Here is a 19,604-nt window from a genome sequence, read left to right on the forward strand (position 1 = left end):
GCGAATCGCGATGGGTGCCTACGCTAATCATCATACGAATAACAGTCAATCGGATTTTTTCAGCTTGCGCAAACCATTGTGGGAGCGAGCCTGCTCGCGAAAGCGTCGCGTCAGTCAACATTGCTGGCGACTGATACAGCGCGTTCGCGAGCACGCTCGCTCCCACATTTTGATGTTGTGTCAGGGTTCCAGACCGATGCGAAAGAACTCGCCGCCACTCCACACGCCCAACCAGCGCTGACCATCGATCTCGCGGCTCACCGCCAGTTCCACCAACTGGTAAAACACATTGCGGTGAATCAGCGCTTCAAGGTTGCTGCGCACATGCACATAAGGCGCAGGCTCCTGGGTCTCAGGATTGATCTCGACACGGATCGGATGCTCAGTCCCTGCTTCGGTGGTTTCCTCGACATTGGTGGTAAAGCGCAAAACCTGCGCCTCGCCCTCGCCTTGCACTTCCACGGCAACCGCTACGAACGGCGCATCATCGACCTTGATGCCGACCTTCTCGACCGGGGTGATCAGGAAATAATCATCGCCGTCGCGGCGGATGATGGTGGAGAACAGTTTGACCATCGGCTTGCGCCCGATCGGCGTACCCAGGTAGTACCAGGTGCCGTCGCGGGCAATGCGCATGTCGATGTCGCCGCAGAAATCCGGGTTCCACAAATGCACCGGTGGCAGGCCTTTGGTCTTGGGGATCTGCCCCAGCAGGTCATTGGCTGTTTGCGGGTCACTCATGGCGTACTCCTTGATTACTGGTCGCCGATCCCCAGCAGGCTGCGTGCGTATTGCGCCAGCGGCGGACCGATGAGGTCTTCGGGTTTGGAGTCATGGAACGTCAGTAAACCGCCACGACTCTTGATCCGTGCAGTATCAATCAAATACTGGGTGCTGGTCTCGATCAACATGATCTGAATCACGCCGCCGTCGATACCGAGGCGATCCACGGCTTCCTGGTCCAGCCACTCGTCAGAGTTGCCGATGCGGTCGTCAGCCTTGGCGAAACGTGTGTACAGCAGATAATGCGCGCCGGCATCACGGGCTTCGCCCATGGCCTGATCGAGTCCTTCCGGCGCACGGGCGCGGCGGACCATCGGGAAATATTCGACAAAGCCCTTGAAGGCTTCTTCGGCGACCACGTTCGGCCGTGGATAGGAACCACCCGGTGGCGCGAACGCGCCCTGGGCGATGAAGATGAACGAGTCCGGCTGAATGCGGAGATTGTTCACCCGGCGGCTGTCGCTATGGTCCAGAAGCCCCGCATCGCTCATATGATAACGAGTGCCTTCGGCCATATCGCTGACATTCATGCAGCCGCCAAGCGCCAAAACGGCCAGCAGCAAAACCAGGCTACGCATCCTATTCCTCCAGAAGCCGGTGTCGGAAAACCGGCGAATGGCCGTTGGATGCAGCTTTTGCGCCAGCTCGGGATTTTCCTTGAAAGGCGTTCCCTGTGGGAGCGAGCCTGCTCGCGAAAGCGATTTTTCAGCCACCAATAATCTTCATGACAGTAGCGCCGCCAGAGAACGCCACCTCCTGCTTGTCACCCAACGCCTTGACCAGCAAACGTTGCAGCGCCGGCAACGCCTGATGACGCGGCTTGTCGAGCAGATCGCCGACATAGTGGCGGTTGCTCGACGACAGGCAGCCATGCAGCCAACCGGTCGATGACAGGCGCAAGCGCGAACAGGTGCGGCAGAACGGCACGCTTTCGTTGGCGATCACCCCGAAATTGCCGCGACCGGGAATCGCATAGCGCACAGCCGTGGCGTCCACCGGTGCGTCGGTCTGAGCGTATTCATAGCGCTCGCCAATCAGGCCGAGCAACTGCTCAAGGCTGACGAACTGCTGCAGGAAGGCATTGGAATCCTTGGCCAGGTGGCCCATGCGCATCAGCTCGATGAAGCGCAGTTCGAAGCCGCGCTCCAGACAGTAATCAAGCAACGGCATGACCTGATCGAGGTTTTGCCCGCGCAACGGCACCATGTTGACCTTGATCTTCATCCCGGCGGCAGCAGCCTGATCCATGCCATCGAGCACGCTGGCCAGGTCGCCGCCACGGGCGATGCTGCGAAAAGCAGCGGCATCGAGAGTATCGAGGGAAACGTTGATCCGGCGCAGACCGGCATCGACCAGCAGCGGCAGTTTTTTCGCGAGGAGTTGACCGTTGGTGGTCAGACTTATGTCGTCGAGGCCCATCTGGCCGACGGCAGTCATGAACGATTCGAGTTTGGGGCTGACCAGTGGCTCGCCGCCAGTGATGCGCAGGCGCTCGATGCCGGCCGCTTCGATCAGGTATTCGACGCCGCGTGCAATGGCTTCGGCCGACAGTTCATCCTGCGCAGCGACCAACCGCTTGCCGTTGGGCACGCAGTAGGTACAGGCGTAATTGCAGGCAGAGGTCAGGCTGATGCGCAGATTGCGAAAACGCCTGCCTTGACGGTCAACGATCATGAAACACTCCGGCGAAAGAAAATCGAGCGAGCAAAACTTGACTGAGAAATCAGGTTTTAGCAAGCCCTATGCCTGAGTATATTCCTGCGCTATTGCGCCATGTTGTGAAAACACGGCGCAATCAGCCCGCTGAATGACTTATGTGCTGGGGGTTTCCGGGTCGCGCTTGCGCTTGTTGCCCATGCGCACGCCGATGTCCATCAGGAACTGGAAGAAGCCTTCCTGATCTTCCAGCACATTGCTCCAGAATGGCGAGTGATACAGCGCCACCGCGCCGTGCACCAGCGCCCAGGATGCGCAGTAGTGGAAGTACGGCGGCACGTCTTCGAGCTTGCCTTCGCTGATGCGACCCTTGATCAGCAGGGTCAGGCGTTCGAAGTTCGAGGCACGGATCTTGTGCAGTTCCTCGACCATCTCCGGCACCTGATTGCCCTTGACCACTTTCTCTTCGAGGCGGTCGAACAGGCGATAGCGCTGCGGGTCGCGCATGCGGAATTCGAAGTAGGCGCGCGACAGCGCTTCCTTGTCCTTGTCGACATCCGCCGAATGCAGCAGCTCGTTCAGATCGCGCTCGTAGTCGAGCATCAGGCGCAAGTAGATCTCCGCCTTGGATTTGAAGTGCTTGTAGATCGTGCCTTTGCCGATACCCACGGCATCAGCAATCATCTCGACGGTGACACTGTCTTCACCCTGGTCGAGGAACAGCTTGAGCGCGGTATCGAGAATTTCCTGCTCGCGGCGACGAAATTCACGGACCTTACGAGGTTCTTTATGCATAAGAAAAAGGTCTGAAGGGTCAAAATTCGAAGCCGCGTATTATGCCTAACTTGCGCAAAAAAGCACGGTTCATCGACCAAATCTGTGTTTCTTGTTCATTTCGAGAACGATTCGGGTGCAATGAGAACTCAACTGAAGCAAACGTATTCCAAATTTGTTTAAAAACCCCGACCGGCTCACTGGACTGCACGCCAGACTGATCAATACTTGAACTGTCGGGCGACATCTCCCCCAAGTGTCGCGCCGGTAAAGGTACCAACGGACCGCGTGCCTTTGTTTTACTCCTAATGGTCTTAACCCGGATTCACCCCCCAGAACCCGGGTTTTTTTTGCCTGTGATTTGGCCAGCCGTCACAGGGCAGATTTAACACTCGCCAGCGGGAACAGACGCTTGAAGTTCTCTGTGGTCTGCTCGGCAAAGCGCTCGTAGTTCTCACCACGCAGCATCGCCAGAAACTCCGCCACTTCGCGCACGTACTGCGGCAGGTTCGGCTTGCCGCGATACGGGATCGGCGCCAGGTACGGCGAGTCGGTTTCCACCAGCAGGCGATCGGCCGGCACTTTGCTCGCCACGTCACGCAAGGCGTCGGCATTGCGGAACGTGACAATGCCCGAGAGGGAAATGTAATAGCCCATGTCCAGCGCCGCTTTGGCCATGTCCCAGTCTTCGGTGAAGCAATGCAACACACCCGCCTGGGGCAGCGCCGCTTCGCGCAGCAGTTCCAGGGTGTCGGCACGAGCGCCACGGGTGTGGATGATCACCGGTTTGCCGGTCTGCTGCGCCGCTTGCAGGTGCAGGCGAAACGATTCCTGCTGCAACTCGGCAGCTTCCGGCTCGTAGTGATAGTCGAGACCGGTTTCGCCGATCGCCACCACTTTCGGGTGATCGAGTTCGTGCAGCAGCCAGTCCAGCGCTGGTGCCGCGCCCGGCTGCACATCCAGCGGATGCACACCGACCGAGCAATCGACATCGGCATACCGCTCGGCGAGGGCTTTGACGTCGGCGGCGTTGTCGGCACTGACGCCGATGCACAGAAAGTGTCCGACCCCACGCTCGCGGGCCGCAGCGAGTGCGGCATCCAGCGAGCCGTCATGGGCGGAGAGGTCGAGACGATCAAGGTGGCAATGGGAATCTACGAGCATAAAAAGGACTGCAACTTACATCGTATGAGTGGGACGGTCGGATTTCAGCGCTCCGGCCAGATGAGTTTCGATGCGACTGCGCGCAGTGTCGTCGCCGTCATTGAACTGCACGCCGACACCGGCGGCGCGATTGCCTTGTGCACCTTTGGGGGTGATCCAGGCGACCTTGCCGGCGACGGGGATTTTTTCCGCTTCGTCCATCAGGTGCAACAGCATGAACACCTCGTCGCCCAACCGGTAGCTTTTGTTGGTCGGGATGAACAGACCACCATTCTTGATGAACGGCATGTAGGCGGCGTAAAGCACCGACTTGTCCTTGATGGTCAGGGACAAGATGCCGTTACGCGGCCCCGGGCTGACAGGTTCAATCATGTTCACCTCCACTGCTGATCTTCAGAGTCTAGGTACACATTCTTATCTTTGACCAGGCAATCCCACCCATTGCACCAACAATGCTTCCAGCAAAAGCGCCGGATTGAGGTTGGCCTTGCTCAACACTTTCTGCCGTTGGGCGAGAATCCAGTCCTGAATATCCAGCACTTTACCCTGCGCGCTTTTCTGCGCCAGGTACTGCACGACCTTGCGCATATCGGCCAGGCCGAGGCCGCCTTCGTCCTGAGTCAGTTGATAGCGCAGGATCAGGCTCGACCAGTCGCAGAACCAGTCGAACAGACGCAACATCGGAATGTTTTTCCACTCTTCCGCCAGTTGCGTCGGCGATTGCTGGCCCTTGAGCAACTTCTTCACGCCTTCGACCACTTGTGCACGTTGTTCACGCACACCCTGGGATTGCAGGCTGACCGCCATCAGCGGCGACCCGGCGGCCAGCGTCAGCAGTTCGACGCGTTCGTCTTCCGCGCAATCCGGCAGCGCCTGGGCCAGCCATTGCAGGCTCATCGCCTCGCCCGGCAGAGGGCAGGCCTGCTGCACGCAACGGCTCTTGATGGTTGGCAACAAACGGCTCGGCTGGTGACTGACCAACAGCAGAACAGTATCGCCGGACGGCTCCTCAAGGCTTTTGAGCAAGGCGTTGGCAGCGTTGATGTTCATCGACTCGACCGGCTCGATCAACACCACTTTGCGCCCGCCGAGCTGCGCAGTCTGCACGACGAAACTGACCAGATCACGAACCTGATCGACCTTGATCGCCTTGTCCGCCTCTTCCGGCTCCAGGATGTAATTGTCCGGATGACTGCCGGCCTTGAGCAGCAAGCAGGATTTGCACTCGCCGCACGCCTCAGGCGTAGGACGCTGACACAGCAGGCTGGCCATCAGGCGTTCGGCCAGAGCACGTTTGCCGATACCGGCCGGACCGTGCAGCAGGTACGCGTGGGCATGCTGACTGCGTCCGGCCAGTTGCTGCCAGAGGCTGTCCTGCCATGGATAGGCCTCAGCCACGGGCCAGCTCCAGCAAATTCGGTAGCAAGGTGTCCAGCGATTGCTGGACCTTGACCAATGGCTGACCGGCATCGATGCGCACATAGCGCGAAGGATCGGCTTCGGCGCGCTTCAGAAACGCATTGCGCACGTTCTCGAAAAACGCCCGGCCTTCGAGTTCGAAACGGTCCAGGCGACCACGGGCACTGGCGCGGGCCAGACCGATCTCTACGGGCAGATCGAAAATAAGTGTCAGATCGGGCCGCAAGTCACCCTGCACGAAAGTTTCCAGGGTGGCGATGCGTTCCAGCGACAAACCACGACCGCCGCCCTGGTAGGCGTATGTCGAGTCGGTGAAACGATCACACAGCACCACAGCGCCACGAGCGAGCGCCGGGCGAATCACCTCTGCCAGATGCTGGGCGCGGGCGGCGAACACCAGCAACAGCTCGGCGTCCGGATGCATCACTTCGTCGGCCGGGGTCAGCAACACGTCACGAATCCGCTCGGCCAGCGGCGTACCGCCGGGCTCACGGGTGAGCAGCACTTCGATACCGGCGGCGCGCAGGCGCTCGGCGAGGTATTCGCGATTGGTGCTCTTGCCCGCGCCTTCCGGGCCTTCCAGGGTAATAAACAAGCCAGTCACAGGCAGTCCTTCATCAAAGTCATTGCGCGTTCTGTGGTGCAGCGGCGTCCGGTTCCGGGGCTGGCGCAGGTTCTTGCAACGGCACTTGCGGCAGCGCCTCGGGCGCGGTGTTCGGCGAGGCCGCCGGAATCGCCTCATCGGTGGCCGGCGCGGTTACTGGTGCCGGGCTGGAACGGTAATCGGCACGGCGCTTGAGCTGGTATTCGCGCACTGCGTTGTTGTGCGCATCCAGATCATCGGAGAACACATGGCTGCCATCGCCACGGGCGACGAAATACAGGCTGCTGCCCTCCACCGGGTTGAGCGCAGCATGAATCGCCTCGCGCCCGACCATCGCAATCGGCGTCGGTGGCAAACCGGGAATCACGTAAGTGTTATAGGGCGTCGGTTCTTTCAGATGCGCGCGGGTCAGTTTGCCCGTGTAGCGGTCGCCGAGGCCATAGATCACTGTCGGATCGGTCTGCAACTGCATGCCCAACGCCATGCGCCGTACGAACACACCGGCAATCTGCCCGCGCTCCTGCGGAACGCCGGTCTCTTTCTCGACCAGCGAGGCCATGATCAGCGCTTGATAAGGTTCGCTGTAAGGCACATCAGCAGAACGCTGCGCCCACTCTTTGGCGAGCACTTCATCGAGGCGATCAAAGGCTTTCTTCAACAGCTCGGCATCGGACATGCCACGTACGAAGCGGTAGGTGTCCGGGAAAAACCGGCCTTCGGGGAACAAGCCTTTGTGGCCGATCTTCGCCATGACGTCGCTGTCGCTCAGACCGGTGAGGGTCTGCTCGAGCTTGTCGTCCTTGGCCAGGGCGGCGCGCACTTGATGGAAAGTCCAGCCTTCGACCAGGGTCAGGCTGTACTGAACCACGTCGCCGCGCTTCCACGAATCGATCAGACCGTTGACGGTCATGCCCGGCTGCATGCGGTACTCGCCGCTGTGAATCGGCGTGCCGGCAAGATTGAAGCGCCAGTAGACGCGCAGCCAGAACGCGTCCTTGATGACGCCATCGGTTTCGAGTTCAAGGAAGGTACGGGTCGGTGTAGAGCCTTTCGGCACATCCAGCAGTTGTTCCTGCGGGATGTTCAGGGGCTGTTCCAGCGCCGAATGAATTTTCCAGGCGCTGGCGCCCAACAGCAGCCCTGCCAGAACCAGTCCGGTTTCCAGCAGCAGCAAAAGTTTACGTCTCACGAATCAAGCATCCAGTAGCGCGCGGGCAATGGTTTGCAGTTTACGGGTGAGCGGGCCAACCGGCCAGCTCAGTGCGGCACAGGCGCGTACCGGCCAGACGCCATAAACGCTGTTGCAGACAAACACTTCATCAGCCCATTGCAGCTGTTCGAGGCTGATATCGGCGATTTGCGTGGGGATGGCCAGTGACTCGGCCTGAAACAAAATTTCCGCGCGCATCACACCTGCGACGCCGCAGCGTTTCAAGTCGGGCGTGATCAAGCCACCGTCGCGCACCACGAAAATATTGCTGTACACGCCCTCAACGACGCGCCCGGCCTGATCAAGCATCAAGCCTTCGGCATGCTCGCTGTCCTGCCATTCGGCGCGGGCGAGTACCTGTTCCAGTCGATTCAGATGTTTGAGCCCGGCCAACAACGGCTGCGTAGATAAACGCGTGCTGCAGGGAAACAGGCGGATGCCGTACTCGGCATGGGCAGCGGGATACGATGCCGGCGGATTGCCTTGCAGTATGCGTCGGCCCTGCGCCGCAGGATCGGGCGCATAACCGCGCAAGCCGTCGCCACGCGTGAGGATGAGCTTGAGCACGCCCTCGCCCATCGCAGCGGCATAGCTGAGCACCTCATGGCGAACCAGCTCAAGATCGGTCGCGATGGCGAGACGCGCGCAGCCATCGGCCAGGCGCGTCAGGTGTCGATCCAGCAGGACCGGCTGTCCACTGCGCACGGCAATGGTCTCGAACAGACCATCGCCGTAAGCCAGGCCGCGATCTTTCAGCGACAGCGCGTCAGCCGGTTGACCGTCGACCCAGCTGTCCATCAGCCGGCGAACCGACGGAACGCCAGCGTGCCGTTGGTGCCGCCAAAACCGAAGGAGTTGGACAGCACGACATCGATGTCCATGTTACGCGCGGTGTGCGCGACGAAATCGAGATCGCAGCCTTCGTCGGGCTCATCGAGGTTGATGGTCGGCGGCGCCACCTGGCTGTTGATCGCCAGCACGCTGAAAATCGCTTCGACCGCGCCCGCCGCACCCAACAGGTGGCCGGTCATCGACTTGGTCGAGCTGACGGCCAGCTTGTAGGCGTGATCGCCGAACACCGACTTGATCGCATTGGCTTCGGCAAGGTCGCCGGCCGGGGTCGAGGTGCCGTGGGCGTTGATGTACTGCACTTGATCGACATTGATCTTCGCGTCGCGCAGGGCATTGGTGATGCAGCGCGCGGCACCGGCGCCATCGGCGGGTGGCGAGGTCATGTGGAACGCATCGCCACTGGTGCCGAAACCGATCAGCTCGGCGTAGATCGTAGCGCCACGAGCCTTGGCGTGTTCGAGCTCTTCGAGAACCAGCGCACCGGCACCGTCGGACAGAACGAAGCCGTCACGGCCCTTGTCCCAAGGACGACTGGCACGGGTCGGCTCGTCGTTGCGGGTCGACAGCGCACGGGACGCGCCGAAGCCGCCCATGCCCAGACCGCAAGCGGCCATTTCCGCACCGCCGGCAATCATCACGTCGGCTTCGTCGTACATGATGTTGCGCGCGGCCATGCCGATGCAGTGCGTACCGGTGGTACATGCAGTAGCGATGGCGTAGTTAGGCCCCTGTGCACCCAGGTGGATGGACAGGAAACCGGAAATCATATTGATGATCGAGCCAGGCACAAAGAACGGCGAGATCCGTCGCGGACCGGTCTCGTGCAGGGTGCGGCTGGTCTCTTCGATGTTGGTCAGACCGCCAATCCCCGAACCCATGGCCACGCCAATGCGTTCACGGTTGGCATCGGTGACTTCCAGACCGGCGTTGCGCACGGCTTGAAAGCCTGCGGCGAGGCCGTACTGAATGAACAGGTCGAGCTTGCGCGCTTCCTTGACCGACAGGTATTCCTCGACATTGAAGCCTTTGACCGAACCGCCGAAGCGGGTCGAATAGGCAGAAAGGTCGGTGTGTTCGATCAGACCAATGCCACTGCGGCCAGCCAGAATGCCCTGCCAACTGCTCGGCACATCCGTGCCCAGTGGCGACAACATACCCATACCGGTGACTACGACGCGTCTACGCGACACAGCACTCTCCTTTTTCAAATGACGACTTTGCATCAGGCCTAAAGAAAAAACCGCACGCCATGATGGCAGTGCGGTTTTTCCATGACAGCAAGCAACGATTACAAACTGTTACGCCTGGTGGCTGGTAACGTAGTCGATTGCAGCTTGTACAGTAGTGATCTTTTCAGCTTCTTCGTCAGGGATTTCGGTCTCGAATTCCTCTTCCAGAGCCATCACCAGCTCAACGGTGTCAAGGGAGTCGGCACCCAGGTCTTCTACGAAGGAAGCGGTGTTGACCACTTCTTCTTCTTTAACACCCAGTTGCTCGGCAACGATTTTCTTGACGCGCTCTTCGATGGTGCTCATACCTTGTTTTCACTCCTAATGGACAAATTCAGGCAGCTGGCCAGTGGGTAAGTGTATAGAAAGCCTTTTCAGTTTTTCAACTGAAAGCTTCACTCCTCAAACCCTGCGGCCCTCTGCCTATAAATAGATTGCAGCTTTATAACGGATTTTAGACAGCTCGTATGACATTTTTTTGAAGCAATCCGTCACATTTTACTTACATGTACATCCCACCGTTCACCGGGATTGTAGCCCCGGTAACGTATGCCGCACCGTCGGATGCAAGAAAAGCGACCACGGACGCGATCTCTTGAGCTTGCCCCAGACGACCCAGCGGAATCTGCGTCTGCAAGGCTTCACGCTGTGCTTCAGGCAGCTCGCGGGTCATATCGGTGTCGATGAACCCTGGGGTTACCGAGTTGACCGTAATCGAACGCGAACCGACTTCACGCGCCATCGCCCGGCTGAAACCTTCCAGACCGGCCTTGGCGGCTGCATAGTTTACTTGGCCGGCGTTGCCCATGGCACCCACCACCGAGCCAATACTGATAATTCGACCCCAGCGCGCCTTGGTCATGCCACGCAAAACGCCCTTGGACAGGCGATACAGACTGTTCAAGTTAGTATCGATCACGTCGTACCACTCGTCGTCTTTCATGCGCATCATCAGGTTATCGCGGGTGATACCGGCATTATTGACCAGAATCGCCACCGGAGCACCGAACTGCTCCTGAATGCCTGCCAGCACGGCGCTGACCGATTCGTCGCTGGTGACATTGAGTTCGAAACCGGCGCCCTGAATACCGTTTTCCTTCAGGGTCGCGGCAATGCGCTCGGCGCCCGACGCGGAGGTCGCGGTGCCGACAACGATGGCGCCCTGACGACCCAGCTCCAGCGCGATGGCCTGGCCGATACCGCGGCTTGCACCGGTAACCAGTGCAACTTTACCTTGCAGACTCATGCAAGTTTCTCCTGATTCAGGCCTGCGCTGCGCGAGCGGCAGCGAAGGCGTCTGGGGTATTGAGATTGGAAGTCGAAACGCCTTCGGCGCAACGTTTGTTCAGGCCAGCGAGGACTTTGCCCGGGCCGCACTCGACCAGATTGGTCGCGCCCTTGGCGGCCAACGTCTGTACCGATTCAACCCAGCGCACTGGCTTGTAGAGCTGTTCGAGCAGATCACGCTTGAGGGTTTCCAGATCGGCCGGCACTTGTGCGCTGACGTTCTGCACCACGGGGATCTGCGGCGCCTGCCAGTCGATGGCGGCGATGGATTCAGCGAAACGGTCGGCAGCCGGACGCATCAGCTCGCAGTGCGACGGCACGCTCACCGGCAACGGCATGGCGCGTTTGGCACCACGGGCCTTGCAACCTTCGATGGCGCGCTCGACAGCCGCCTTGGCACCGGCGATCACCACTTGGCCCGGCGAGTTGAAATTCACCGCGCTGACGACTTCGCCTTGCGCCGCTTCGGCGCAGGCAGCCAGCACGTCGGCATCTTCCAGGCCGAGGATCGCGGCCATGCCGCCCTGCCCGGCCGGCACCGCTTCCTGCATCAACTGGCCACGGCGCTCGACGAGCTTGACCGCGTCAGCCAGGCTCAGGCTGCCGGCGGCAACCAGCGCGCTGTATTCACCCAGGCTGTGGCCGGCGACAAACGCCGGACGCGCGCCGCCTTCGGCCAGCCACAGACGCCACAGGGCGATCGAAGCGGTCAGAATGGCCGGCTGGGTTTTGTCGGTTTGATTGAGCAGCTCTTCCGGGCCCTGCTGGGTAAGTGCCCATAGGTCGTAGCCCAGCGCAGCAGAGGCTTCTTGAAAGGTTTCGAGGATCAGCGGATGTTGCGCGCCCAGCTCGGCCAGCATGCCGAGGGACTGCGAACCCTGTCCTGGAAAGACGAATGCGAGGGAAGCAGACATGTAACAAGCCCCTAATGATCTTGTCGTCGGAAAATAACGCCCCGTTGGGGACGCCAGAAACTGACAGTTTGGATGGCCCTTTGAACCGGGCGGTCACATTTAAGCATTGTCCGACGAAAACGCCTAAGACAACAGTTCCTCCAGACGACCGTGGAGACGCTCGGGCAGGTTCTCCTGAATCTCGATCAGCGCCCGTTGAATCGCACTCTGAAAGCCTTGAACCCCGGCCGATCCGTGGCTTTTCACGACGATGCCCTGCAAACCGAGAAAGCTTGCGCCATTATGTCGCGCCGGGGCCAGATCAGCCTGCAGACGTTTCATCAACGGCAGTGCCAAGGCACCCACTGCGCGAGATGCCAGGTTTTTCTTGAACAGGGCCTCGATGCGCATCGCAATCATCGTCGCCAGGCCTTCGCTGGATTTGAGCAGGATATTGCCGACGAAGCCGTCACACACCACCACGTCGGCCTCACCGCGGTACAAGCCGTCACCTTCGATGAAGCCGATGTAGTTGATCCCGCGCGCAGCCTGCAACAGCGTTGCGGCCAGTTTGACCTGCTGATTGCCCTTGATGTCTTCGGTGCCGATGTTCAGCAACGCAACACGTGGACGGGCAATGCCCAAAGTCTGTGCAGCGACCGAGCCCATCACCGCAAACTGCAACAAGTGCTCGGCACTGCAATCGACGTTGGCGCCCAGATCGAGCAGCTGGCAATAACCGGTCTGCGTCGGAATCGCCGCGACCATGGCCGGACGATCAATGCCGGGCAATGTCTTCAGGACGAAACGCGACAAGGCCATCAACGCACCGGTATTGCCGGCACTGACACAGGCCTGCACCTTGCCATCGCGCAGCAGTTCAAGAGCCACGCGCATCGACGAATCCGGCTTGCCACGCAGGGCCTGTGCAGGTTTTTCGTCCATGGTGATGACTTCGCTGGCCGCAACAATCGTCAGGCGCGCGCGATCGGCAGCCGACTGGCCGTGGATCAGTTCTTCAAGAAGGGAGGGTTGACCGACAAGGGTCAGGTGCAGCGAGGGTGTAGCGGACAGGCAAGCGAGACTGGCCTGAACAATGCTGCGGGGACCGAAGTCCCCGCCCATTGCGTCAATCGCGATGACTTGAGCAGACAAGTGATTACTCGTCAGCGCCCTTGTCGATCACTTTACGGCCACGGTAAACGCCTTCTGGCGATACGTGGTGACGCAGGTGAACTTCACCAGTGGTTTTTTCTACAGACAGGGTGCTAGCCTCGAGAGCGTCGTGCGAACGGCGCATGTCACGGGCAGAGCGGGATTTTTTGTTCTGCTGAACAGCCATAATTGATTAACTCCTAAACGTTTGGGTCACGCTTTAACTGCGCCAATACACTGAACGGGTTGGACCGCGTTACCTCGTCCTCGCTCGGTTCGGGCTCATCTGCTCCCGCCGGCTGCTGGCATTCTTCCGGATGATGAGCAGGCACAATGGGCAAGGCGAGCAGAAGCTCCTCCTCGATCAGTGACTGCAGATCCAATGGATCTTCGCCCAGTTCCAGCACGTCATAACCTTTCGGCAACGACTGGGTATTCGCACCCTCCTTCACCACCGCGTAACTGCATTCGCTGTGGATCGGCAGGGTGACCAGCTCAAGACAACGCTGGCAAACCATTTTGACTTCGGTGTCGATAAAGCTGTGGATGACCACAGACTTACGTTCATCTCGTTCAAAAACGAATTTGGCCTGCACCGTACCGACATCGTCGGAAAGCGGGTCGCAGAGTCTCTTCAAATCGGCCAGCAGCAGTTCACCTTGAAGGGTGGTGCCACGGTCAGCCAATTTGCGCGGGTCAACGTGAGGTGGAATCGGGTCATTCAACATAGGCGCAGCATTATAGGGATGCACCCACCCATGTCAAAGGAAATTGTGCCCTGTCCGTCACTTGCGCGCCTCCGCTAGAATCCGCACCTGCCTCAGGAGACGTCCATGCTGCCATTATTACTCGCTTCAAGCTCGACTTATCGCCGTGAATTGCTCGCCCGCCTGCACCTGCCGTTCGTCTGCAGCTCGCCGGACATCGACGAAAGCCACCGCCCGGGCGAGTCCGCGATCGATCTGGTCAAACGCCTCGCTGAGGAAAAAGCCCGCGCCCTGGCGGACAGCCACCCTGCTCATCTGATCATTGGCTCGGATCAGGTCGCCGTCCTCGGCGAACAGATCATCGGCAAGCCGCACACCTTCGAGAAGGCTCGCGAGCAATTGATGGCGGCCAGCGGTGCGAGCGTAACCTTCCTGACTGGCCTGACGCTGCTCAACAGCCAGACCGGGCAATGCCAAGTCGACTGCGTGCCGTTTACCGTGCACATGCGTCAGCTGGATCAGGCGCGCATCGAACGCTACCTGCGCATCGAGCAACCGTACGACTGCGCCGGCAGCTTCAAGGCCGAAGGACTGGGCGTGAGCCTGTTTCAATCGACCGAAGGCCCGGATGCCACCAGCCTGATCGGCCTGCCGCTGATTCGCCTGATCGATATGTTGTTGGTCGAAGGCGTGCAAATCCCTTAAAAGCAAAAGATCGCAGCCTTCGGCAGCTCCACACCGATCCGTGCAAGAGTTGCCGCCGACTCCGATCTTTCGACCTTGAAACGTCTTAACGCAACGAAGGCCCGTGGAAACCCATCCACATCGCCAACTGCTCGGCCACGCTGGCGCCGAGCTTTTTCGAGAAGCGATCGAACGGCGATTCCTGCACGGTGAAGTCCACCAGCTCCTTCTCGCCAATCACATCACGCGCCACCGAACTGGCACTGCCCAAGCCATCGATCAGGCCCAGCGGCAGCGCCTGCTCACCCGACCAGACCAGCCCGGAAAACAGCTCCGGATGCTCTTTGTCCTTCAGGCGATCACCACGCCCCTGCTTGACGCTGTTGATGAACTGCTTGTGCGTGGTGTCGAGCACGCTTTGCCAAAATGCGGTTTCTTCAGGCTTTTGCGGCTGGAACGGATCCAGAAATGCCTTGTGTTCGCCCGAGGTGTAGGTGCGACGCTCAACGCCGAGTTTCTCCATGGTGCCGACGAAACCGTAACCCGCCGCCGTCACGCCGATCGAGCCGACCAGACTGGCCTTGTCGGCGTAGATCTGATCCGCCGCGCTGGCGATGTAATAGGCGCCCGAAGCACCAAGATCGGAAATCACTGCGTAGAGCTTGATCTCTGGATGCAGGCCACGCAGACGCTTGATCTCGTCATAGACATAACCGGACTGCACCGGACTGCCGCCCGGACTGTTGATGCGCAGGACCACGCCTTTGACCTTCTTGTCTTCGAACGCCGCGCGCAGGCTGCCAACGATATTATCGGCGCTGGCCGGCTCCTTGTCGGCGATTACGCCGTCGATCTCGATCAACGCCGTGTAGTTCGGGCCGCGGGTGGCGCTTTTTTCCATGTCCATCAGCGGCGTGAACAGCAGCAGCGCAACAAAAAGATAAACAAACGTCAGCAGCTTGAAGAAAATCCCCCAGCGCCGCGAACGGCGTTGTTCCTGCACGCCGGCCAGCAAAGTCTTTTCCAACAGCTTCCAGCTTTTCGCGTCACCGTCGTCGGCACTTGCCTTGGCCGGTGCTTTCCATTCGTCGGTCATGCCATCTACCCCAGCAAAAACGTATTAAGCCCGCTGACCCAGCCAGGCGTGTAATTCAGAAAAACGGTCGATCGACAGGCGTGGCTCGAACTGCTGCAGGGACTCGATCGATTGCGCGCCATAACTGACCGCCACCGAATCCATCCCCGCGTTGCGCGCCATCAGCAGATCGAACGACGAATCACCGACCATCAACGCCTGCTCCGGGCGTACGCCGCAGTGGCTGACAATCTGCTCAAGCATCAGAGGGTGTGGCTTGCTGGCAGTTTCATCGGCAGCGCGGGTGATATCGAAATAATCTTCCCAGCCATTGGCCTTGAGCACCCGATCCAGTCCGCGACGATTCTTGCCCGTCGCTACCGCCAGGTGATAACCCTGCTCGCGAAACGATGCCATCGACTCGACCACACCCTCGAACAGCGGCGAAGGCACGGCTTCGGCAGCGATGTAGTGATCGGCGTAGTACTCGCGAAACGCGAGCATTTCTGCGTCGCTGATTTCGGGATACAGGGTGCGAATCGCTTCCGGCAAGCCAAGACCGATGATGCCTTTGACGGCGAAGTCATCGCGCAGCTCGAAACCGGAACGCCCGGACGCCGAGTGCATCGCCTCGACGATCCGATGAATGGAATCGGCGAGGGTGCCGTCCCAGTCGAAAATCAACAGCTTGTAATCAGATGGGCGCACTCAATCGCTCCACGGTCTTGGCCCACATTTCATCGACGGGCGCTTGCAGATTCAGCTTGCCGCCGTCGGGCAGCGGCACGGTCAGCATGTAAGCGTGCAGGAACAGACGCTTACCACCCAGATCGCGGATTTCCTTGGTGAAATCCTCGTCGCCATACTTGCTGTCACCGGCAATGCAATGGCCAGCATGCAAGGTGTGCACGCGAATCTGGTGGGTACGACCGGTAACCGGTTTCGCCTCGACCATGGTGGCAAAATCGCCGAAACGGCGCAGCACCTTGAACAGCGTCAGGGCTTCTTTGCCCTCGTCATTGACCTCAACCATGCGCTCGCCGGAGCGCAGATTGCTCTTGAGCAACGGTGCGCGAACCTGCTTGATCGAGGTTGCCCAATTGCCACGGACCAGCGCCATGTAGCGCTTGTCGACGCCGTCGCCGCGCAACTGCTCGTGCAGGTGGCGCAACATGCTGCGTTTTTTGGCGATCATCAGCAGGCCGGAGGTGTCACGGTCGAGACGGTGAACCAGCTCCAGCTCCTTGGCGTCGGGACGCAACTGACGAAAGGCTTCGATCACGCCGAAATTCAGCCCGCTGCCGCCATGCACCGCAATGCCGGCGGGCTTGTTGATCACGATCAGGGCCTTGTCTTCGAAGACGATCGAGGCTTCCAGGCGCTGCAACAGCCCCTGGGCCAGCGGCACCGGTTCGTCGCGCTCAGGCACGCGAACCGGCGGCACGCGCACGATATCGCCGGCCTGCAGCTTGTATTCGGGCTTGATCCGACCTTTGTTCACACGCACTTCGCCTTTGCGCAAAATGCGGTAAATCAAGGTCTTGGGCACGCCTTTGAGCCGGGCGAGGAGAAAGTTGTCGATACGTTGGCCGGCATACTCCGGCGAGACTTCAAGCAGTTGAACGCCTGGAGTCGAAGGGGCAGTAGTTGTCATGCCGCGGATGATAACAATTTTTATGGAATTGAAGCACTTAATCATTGCTGCTATAGTCGCGAACGCCGCCAAAAGCGGCCTGGACAGCGGAACCACGGTCAAAGACCGGCCCTGACCAACGCAATTCACCAGGGCGCGAGGCCGTCCTACGGGGCTTTCGCTACGTAACGGTGGAGTTTGCGGTTGTAACGAGCGCAGGTGACATGAGGCCTGAATTACACCGCCGAGCAGAGTTCTCACTCGCCCGGCAGGCAACATTCAAGGCCAGTTCACAAAGTGCAGTCGACTGCGAATGACCCCGAGCGATTGCTTCGGAAACATCGCCTGAATTAGCCATGATGCGTGACCTCCCCTTTCGGAGCTCACGGTAAATGCCAACCCGCTGCGGATTCTGCGCGCGGCAGCACCCGAATTATCAGGGATACGTGTAGGGTGGAGATGCACAACCGCCGGACTGTGTAGCAACAAGCTTTGATCAAGACGCTTCATCTCGTCCACAGCCGCTGGTTGATTCCTCCTCCTGACTGAGTGCTTAAGTAGCCACAGCAAGCAGGACGCGTACGTCGCGGTATCGGCCCAATTGGCCGCACATCGCTGGACACGGGAATGGCCAACCACTCCCGACGCACCTGACACCGACCGTGAGAAGTCGTGTGTGCCGAACGCCGTTTCCGGCAGCCCGGAAACCGACGGTACTACATGAAAAGAATGCTGATTAACGCAACTCAACCCGAAGAGTTGCGTGTTGCACTGGTAGATGGCCAGCGCCTCTACGACCTGGATATCGAATCCGGTGCACGCGAGCAGAAAAAGGCCAACATCTATAAAGGCCGTATCACTCGCATCGAACCAAGCCTTGAGGCTGCCTTTGTCGATTTCGGCTCCGAGCGCCACGGCTTCCTGCCCCTCAAAGAAATCTCCCGCGAATACTTCAAGAAAGCCCCCGAAGGCCGCGTCAACATCAAGGACGTCCTGAGCGAAGGCCAGGAAGTCATCGTTCAGGTCGAAAAAGAAGAACGTGGCAACAAGGGCGCCGCCCTGACCACCTTCATCAGCCTCGCCGGTCGTTACCTCGTGCTGATGCCGAACAATCCGCGTGCCGGCGGCATCTCCCGTCGCATCGAAGGCGAAGAGCGCAACGAACTGCGTGAAGCGCTGAACGGCCTGGTTGCTCCGGCCGACATGGGTCTGATCGTGCGCACTGCCGGCCTGGGCCGCAGCAGCGAAGAAATGCAGTGGGACCTCGACTACCTGCTGCAACTGTGGACCGCCATCAAAGAAGCCTCGCTGGATCGCTCCGCGCCATTCCTGATCTACCAGGAAAGCAACGTGATCATCCGCGCCATCCGCGATTACCTGCGCCAGGACATCGGCGAAGTGCTGATCGACAGCGTTGAAGCCCAGGACGAAGCCCTGACCTTCATCCGCCAGGTGATGCCGCAGTACGCCAGCAAGATCAAGCTGTACGAAGACAGCGTGCCGCTGTTCAATCGTTTCCAGATCGAAAGCCAGATCGAGACCGCGTTCCAGCGCGTCGTCGAACTGCCTTCCGGCGGCTCCATCGTCATCGATCCGACCGAAGCCCTGGTGTCGATCGACATCAACTCGGCGCGTGCCACCAAAGGCAGCGACATCGAAGAAACCGCCCTGCAGACCAACCTTGAAGCCGCCGAAGAAATCGCCCGTCAGTTGCGCCTGCGCGACATCGGCGGCCTGATCGTCATCGACTTCATCGACATGACCCCGGCCAAGAACCAGCGCGCCGTGGAAGAGAAAGTCCGCGAATGCCTGGAAGCTGACCGCGCCCGCGTGCAGATCGGTCGCATCTCGCGTTTCGGCCTGCTGGAAATGTCCCGTCAGCGCCTGCGTCCATCGCTGGGCGAAAGCAGCGGCATCGTCTGCCCGCGTTGCAACGGCACCGGCATCATCCGTGACGTTGAATCGCTGTCGCTGGCCATCCTGCGCCTGATCGAAGAAGAAGCCCTGAAAGACCGCACCGCCGAAGTCCGCGCGCAAGTGCCGATTCCGGTTGCCGCTTTCCTGCTCAACGAAAAACGCAATTCGATCACCAAGATCGAGCTGCGCACCCGGGCCCGTATCGTCATTCTGCCGAACGATCACCTGGAAACCCCGCATTTCGAAGTCCAGCGCTTGCGCGACGACAGCCCGGAAGCCCAGAGCGGCCAATCCAGCTACGAAATCGCAGCCACCGAAACCGAAGAAGCCCAGCCGGCTGCCGCCACCCGCACCCTGGTGCGCCAGGAAGCCGCGGTCAAGACCGCTCCGGCCCGCGCCAACGCTCCGGTACCTGTCGAAGCGGCCGCACCAGCCGCTGCTCCAGCCCAGGCTCCCGAGCCAAGCCTGTTCAAAGGCCTGGTGAAGTCGCTGGTCAGCTTGTTCGCCGGCAAGGACGAACCTGCCGCCGCAGCACCTGTGGTTACCGAGAAGCCTGCCAGCG

General features: G+C 59.9%; 22 protein-coding genes. 2 read left to right on the plus strand and 20 right to left on the minus strand.

Going from position 1 to position 19,604, the window contains the following annotated elements:
- Nucleotides 1–180: 180 nt before the first annotated feature.
- The 17 genes from D8U70_RS11380 to D8U70_RS11460 all read right to left on the minus strand — a co-directional run bounded on the left by D8U70_RS11380 (nucleotide 181) and on the right by D8U70_RS11460 (nucleotide 13,754).
- Nucleotides 181–741 (minus strand): DUF1285 domain-containing protein, encoded by a 561-nt coding sequence (locus D8U70_RS11380; protein WP_122707405.1) that lies wholly within the window; start codon nucleotides 739–741, stop codon nucleotides 181–183.
- A gap of 14 nt (nucleotides 742–755) precedes the next feature.
- Nucleotides 756–1,361 (minus strand): DUF4823 domain-containing protein, encoded by a 606-nt coding sequence (locus tag D8U70_RS11385; protein WP_016770979.1) that lies wholly within the window; start codon nucleotides 1,359–1,361, stop codon nucleotides 756–758.
- 127 nt (nucleotides 1,362–1,488) lie between these two features.
- A complete protein-coding gene (locus D8U70_RS11390; protein ID WP_130928906.1) occupies nucleotides 1,489–2,457 on the minus strand; it encodes a radical SAM protein in 969 nt (322 codons plus the stop codon).
- Nucleotides 2,458–2,595: 138 nt separating this feature from the next.
- Nucleotides 2,596–3,234, minus strand: coding sequence for a TetR/AcrR family transcriptional regulator (locus D8U70_RS11395; RefSeq protein ID WP_016770981.1), 639 nt, complete (start codon nucleotides 3,232–3,234; stop codon nucleotides 2,596–2,598).
- Nucleotides 3,235–3,585: 351 nt separating this feature from the next.
- Nucleotides 3,586–4,377: a TatD family hydrolase gene (locus D8U70_RS11400; RefSeq protein ID WP_130928907.1), complete on the minus strand. Its 792-nt coding sequence runs from the start codon at nucleotides 4,375–4,377 to the stop codon at nucleotides 3,586–3,588.
- Between the two features lie 15 nt (nucleotides 4,378–4,392).
- Complete coding sequence (locus tag D8U70_RS11405; protein ID WP_016770983.1) at nucleotides 4,393–4,749, minus strand: PilZ domain-containing protein; 357 nt, start codon at nucleotides 4,747–4,749, stop codon at nucleotides 4,393–4,395.
- Between the two features lie 42 nt (nucleotides 4,750–4,791).
- Nucleotides 4,792–5,775, minus strand: coding sequence for a DNA polymerase III subunit delta' (locus D8U70_RS11410; protein ID WP_130928908.1), 984 nt, complete (start codon nucleotides 5,773–5,775; stop codon nucleotides 4,792–4,794).
- Nucleotides 5,768–6,400, minus strand: coding sequence for a dTMP kinase (tmk, locus tag D8U70_RS11415; protein ID WP_130928909.1), 633 nt, complete (start codon nucleotides 6,398–6,400; stop codon nucleotides 5,768–5,770). Before tmk ends, D8U70_RS11410 begins: the two co-directional genes overlap by 8 nt.
- Before the next feature lie 19 nt (nucleotides 6,401–6,419).
- Complete coding sequence (mltG, locus tag D8U70_RS11420; RefSeq protein WP_130928910.1) at nucleotides 6,420–7,589, minus strand: endolytic transglycosylase MltG; 1,170 nt, start codon at nucleotides 7,587–7,589, stop codon at nucleotides 6,420–6,422.
- Between the two features lie 3 nt (nucleotides 7,590–7,592).
- Nucleotides 7,593–8,408: an aminodeoxychorismate lyase gene (gene pabC, locus D8U70_RS11425; protein WP_130928911.1), complete on the minus strand. Its 816-nt coding sequence runs from the start codon at nucleotides 8,406–8,408 to the stop codon at nucleotides 7,593–7,595.
- Nucleotides 8,408–9,652, minus strand: coding sequence for a beta-ketoacyl-ACP synthase II (gene fabF, locus D8U70_RS11430; protein WP_038860467.1), 1,245 nt, complete (start codon nucleotides 9,650–9,652; stop codon nucleotides 8,408–8,410). Before fabF ends, pabC begins: the two co-directional genes overlap by 1 nt.
- A gap of 108 nt (nucleotides 9,653–9,760) precedes the next feature.
- A complete protein-coding gene (gene acpP / locus D8U70_RS11435; RefSeq protein ID WP_003175607.1) occupies nucleotides 9,761–9,997 on the minus strand; it encodes an acyl carrier protein in 237 nt (78 codons plus the stop codon).
- Nucleotides 9,998–10,193: 196 nt separating this feature from the next.
- On the minus strand, nucleotides 10,194–10,937 hold the full coding sequence (gene fabG / locus D8U70_RS11440; RefSeq protein ID WP_016770989.1) for a 3-oxoacyl-ACP reductase FabG: 744 nt from the start codon (nucleotides 10,935–10,937) through the stop codon (nucleotides 10,194–10,196).
- 16 nt (nucleotides 10,938–10,953) lie between these two features.
- On the minus strand, nucleotides 10,954–11,892 hold the full coding sequence (gene fabD / locus D8U70_RS11445) for an ACP S-malonyltransferase (RefSeq protein WP_130928912.1): 939 nt from the start codon (nucleotides 11,890–11,892) through the stop codon (nucleotides 10,954–10,956).
- Nucleotides 11,893–12,015: 123 nt separating this feature from the next.
- The gene (plsX, locus tag D8U70_RS11450) at nucleotides 12,016–13,026 is read right to left on the minus strand and encodes a phosphate acyltransferase PlsX (RefSeq protein WP_073472269.1); all 1,011 of its coding nucleotides are present in this window, start codon (nucleotides 13,024–13,026) and stop codon (nucleotides 12,016–12,018) included.
- 4 nt (nucleotides 13,027–13,030) lie between these two features.
- Nucleotides 13,031–13,213 carry a 50S ribosomal protein L32 gene (rpmF, locus tag D8U70_RS11455; RefSeq protein ID WP_003179396.1) on the minus strand — a complete coding sequence of 61 codons (183 nt, stop codon included), beginning with the start codon at nucleotides 13,211–13,213 and terminating at the stop codon, nucleotides 13,031–13,033.
- A gap of 13 nt (nucleotides 13,214–13,226) precedes the next feature.
- Nucleotides 13,227–13,754 carry a YceD family protein gene (locus D8U70_RS11460; RefSeq protein ID WP_003204262.1) on the minus strand — a complete coding sequence of 176 codons (528 nt, stop codon included), beginning with the start codon at nucleotides 13,752–13,754 and terminating at the stop codon, nucleotides 13,227–13,229.
- Nucleotides 13,755–13,859: 105 nt separating this feature from the next.
- Between D8U70_RS11460 and D8U70_RS11465 the strand changes: the two genes are divergently transcribed.
- Nucleotides 13,860–14,438: a nucleoside triphosphate pyrophosphatase gene (locus D8U70_RS11465; protein WP_110645993.1), complete on the plus strand. Its 579-nt coding sequence runs from the start codon at nucleotides 13,860–13,862 to the stop codon at nucleotides 14,436–14,438.
- Between the two features lie 85 nt (nucleotides 14,439–14,523).
- Here the strand turns inward: D8U70_RS11465 and sppA are convergent, their stop codons facing one another.
- The 3 genes from sppA to rluC are packed head-to-tail and all read right to left on the minus strand — an operon-like array spanning nucleotide 14,524 to nucleotide 17,146.
- A complete protein-coding gene (sppA, locus tag D8U70_RS11470; protein WP_071173216.1) occupies nucleotides 14,524–15,513 on the minus strand; it encodes a signal peptide peptidase SppA in 990 nt (329 codons plus the stop codon).
- 24 nt (nucleotides 15,514–15,537) lie between these two features.
- Complete coding sequence (locus D8U70_RS11475) at nucleotides 15,538–16,200, minus strand: HAD-IA family hydrolase (protein WP_016770993.1); 663 nt, start codon at nucleotides 16,198–16,200, stop codon at nucleotides 15,538–15,540.
- A complete protein-coding gene (rluC, locus tag D8U70_RS11480) occupies nucleotides 16,187–17,146 on the minus strand; it encodes a 23S rRNA pseudouridine(955/2504/2580) synthase RluC (RefSeq protein ID WP_016770994.1) in 960 nt (319 codons plus the stop codon). The genes D8U70_RS11475 and rluC overlap by 14 nt, the downstream gene beginning before the upstream one ends.
- A gap of 699 nt (nucleotides 17,147–17,845) precedes the next feature.
- Between rluC and rne the strand changes: the two genes are divergently transcribed.
- Nucleotides 17,846–19,604, plus strand: a 1,759-nt coding sequence (gene rne / locus D8U70_RS11490) for a ribonuclease E (RefSeq protein ID WP_177433963.1), incomplete at its 3' end; no start/stop codon positions are given.

Origin of the sequence: Pseudomonas sp. Sample_20 (assembly GCF_004307585.1) — a bacterium.
Classification (GTDB): domain Bacteria; phylum Pseudomonadota; class Gammaproteobacteria; order Pseudomonadales; family Pseudomonadaceae; genus Aquipseudomonas; species Aquipseudomonas atacamensis.

Excerpts from the sequence above, each read along its gene's own strand:
- rluC (WP_016770994.1), bottom strand. The coding sequence starts at position 17,146 with ATGACAACTACTGCCCCTTCGACTCCAGGCGTTCAACTGCTTGAAGTC.
- D8U70_RS11390 (WP_130928906.1), bottom strand. The coding sequence starts at position 2,457 with ATGATCGTTGACCGTCAAGGCAGGCGTTTTCGCAATCTGCGCATCAGC.
- D8U70_RS11460 (WP_003204262.1), bottom strand. The coding sequence starts at position 13,754 with ATGTTGAATGACCCGATTCCACCTCACGTTGACCCGCGCAAATTGGCT.
- acpP (WP_003175607.1), bottom strand. The coding sequence starts at position 9,997 with ATGAGCACCATCGAAGAGCGCGTCAAGAAAATCGTTGCCGAGCAACTG.
- D8U70_RS11395 (WP_016770981.1), bottom strand. The coding sequence starts at position 3,234 with ATGCATAAAGAACCTCGTAAGGTCCGTGAATTTCGTCGCCGCGAGCAG.
- sppA (WP_071173216.1), bottom strand. The coding sequence starts at position 15,513 with ATGACCGACGAATGGAAAGCACCGGCCAAGGCAAGTGCCGACGACGGT.
- fabG (WP_016770989.1), bottom strand. The coding sequence starts at position 10,937 with ATGAGTCTGCAAGGTAAAGTTGCACTGGTTACCGGTGCAAGCCGCGGT.
- D8U70_RS11465 (WP_110645993.1), top strand. The coding sequence starts at position 13,860 with ATGCTGCCATTATTACTCGCTTCAAGCTCGACTTATCGCCGTGAATTG.
- D8U70_RS11385 (WP_016770979.1), bottom strand. The coding sequence starts at position 1,361 with ATGCGTAGCCTGGTTTTGCTGCTGGCCGTTTTGGCGCTTGGCGGCTGC.
- D8U70_RS11405 (WP_016770983.1), bottom strand. The coding sequence starts at position 4,749 with ATGATTGAACCTGTCAGCCCGGGGCCGCGTAACGGCATCTTGTCCCTG.
- D8U70_RS11380 (WP_122707405.1), bottom strand. The coding sequence starts at position 741 with ATGAGTGACCCGCAAACAGCCAATGACCTGCTGGGGCAGATCCCCAAG.
- fabD (WP_130928912.1), bottom strand. The coding sequence starts at position 11,892 with ATGTCTGCTTCCCTCGCATTCGTCTTTCCAGGACAGGGTTCGCAGTCC.
- D8U70_RS11400 (WP_130928907.1), bottom strand. The coding sequence starts at position 4,377 with ATGCTCGTAGATTCCCATTGCCACCTTGATCGTCTCGACCTCTCCGCC.
- pabC (WP_130928911.1), bottom strand. The coding sequence starts at position 8,408 with ATGGACAGCTGGGTCGACGGTCAACCGGCTGACGCGCTGTCGCTGAAA.
- rpmF (WP_003179396.1), bottom strand. The coding sequence starts at position 13,213 with ATGGCTGTTCAGCAGAACAAAAAATCCCGCTCTGCCCGTGACATGCGC.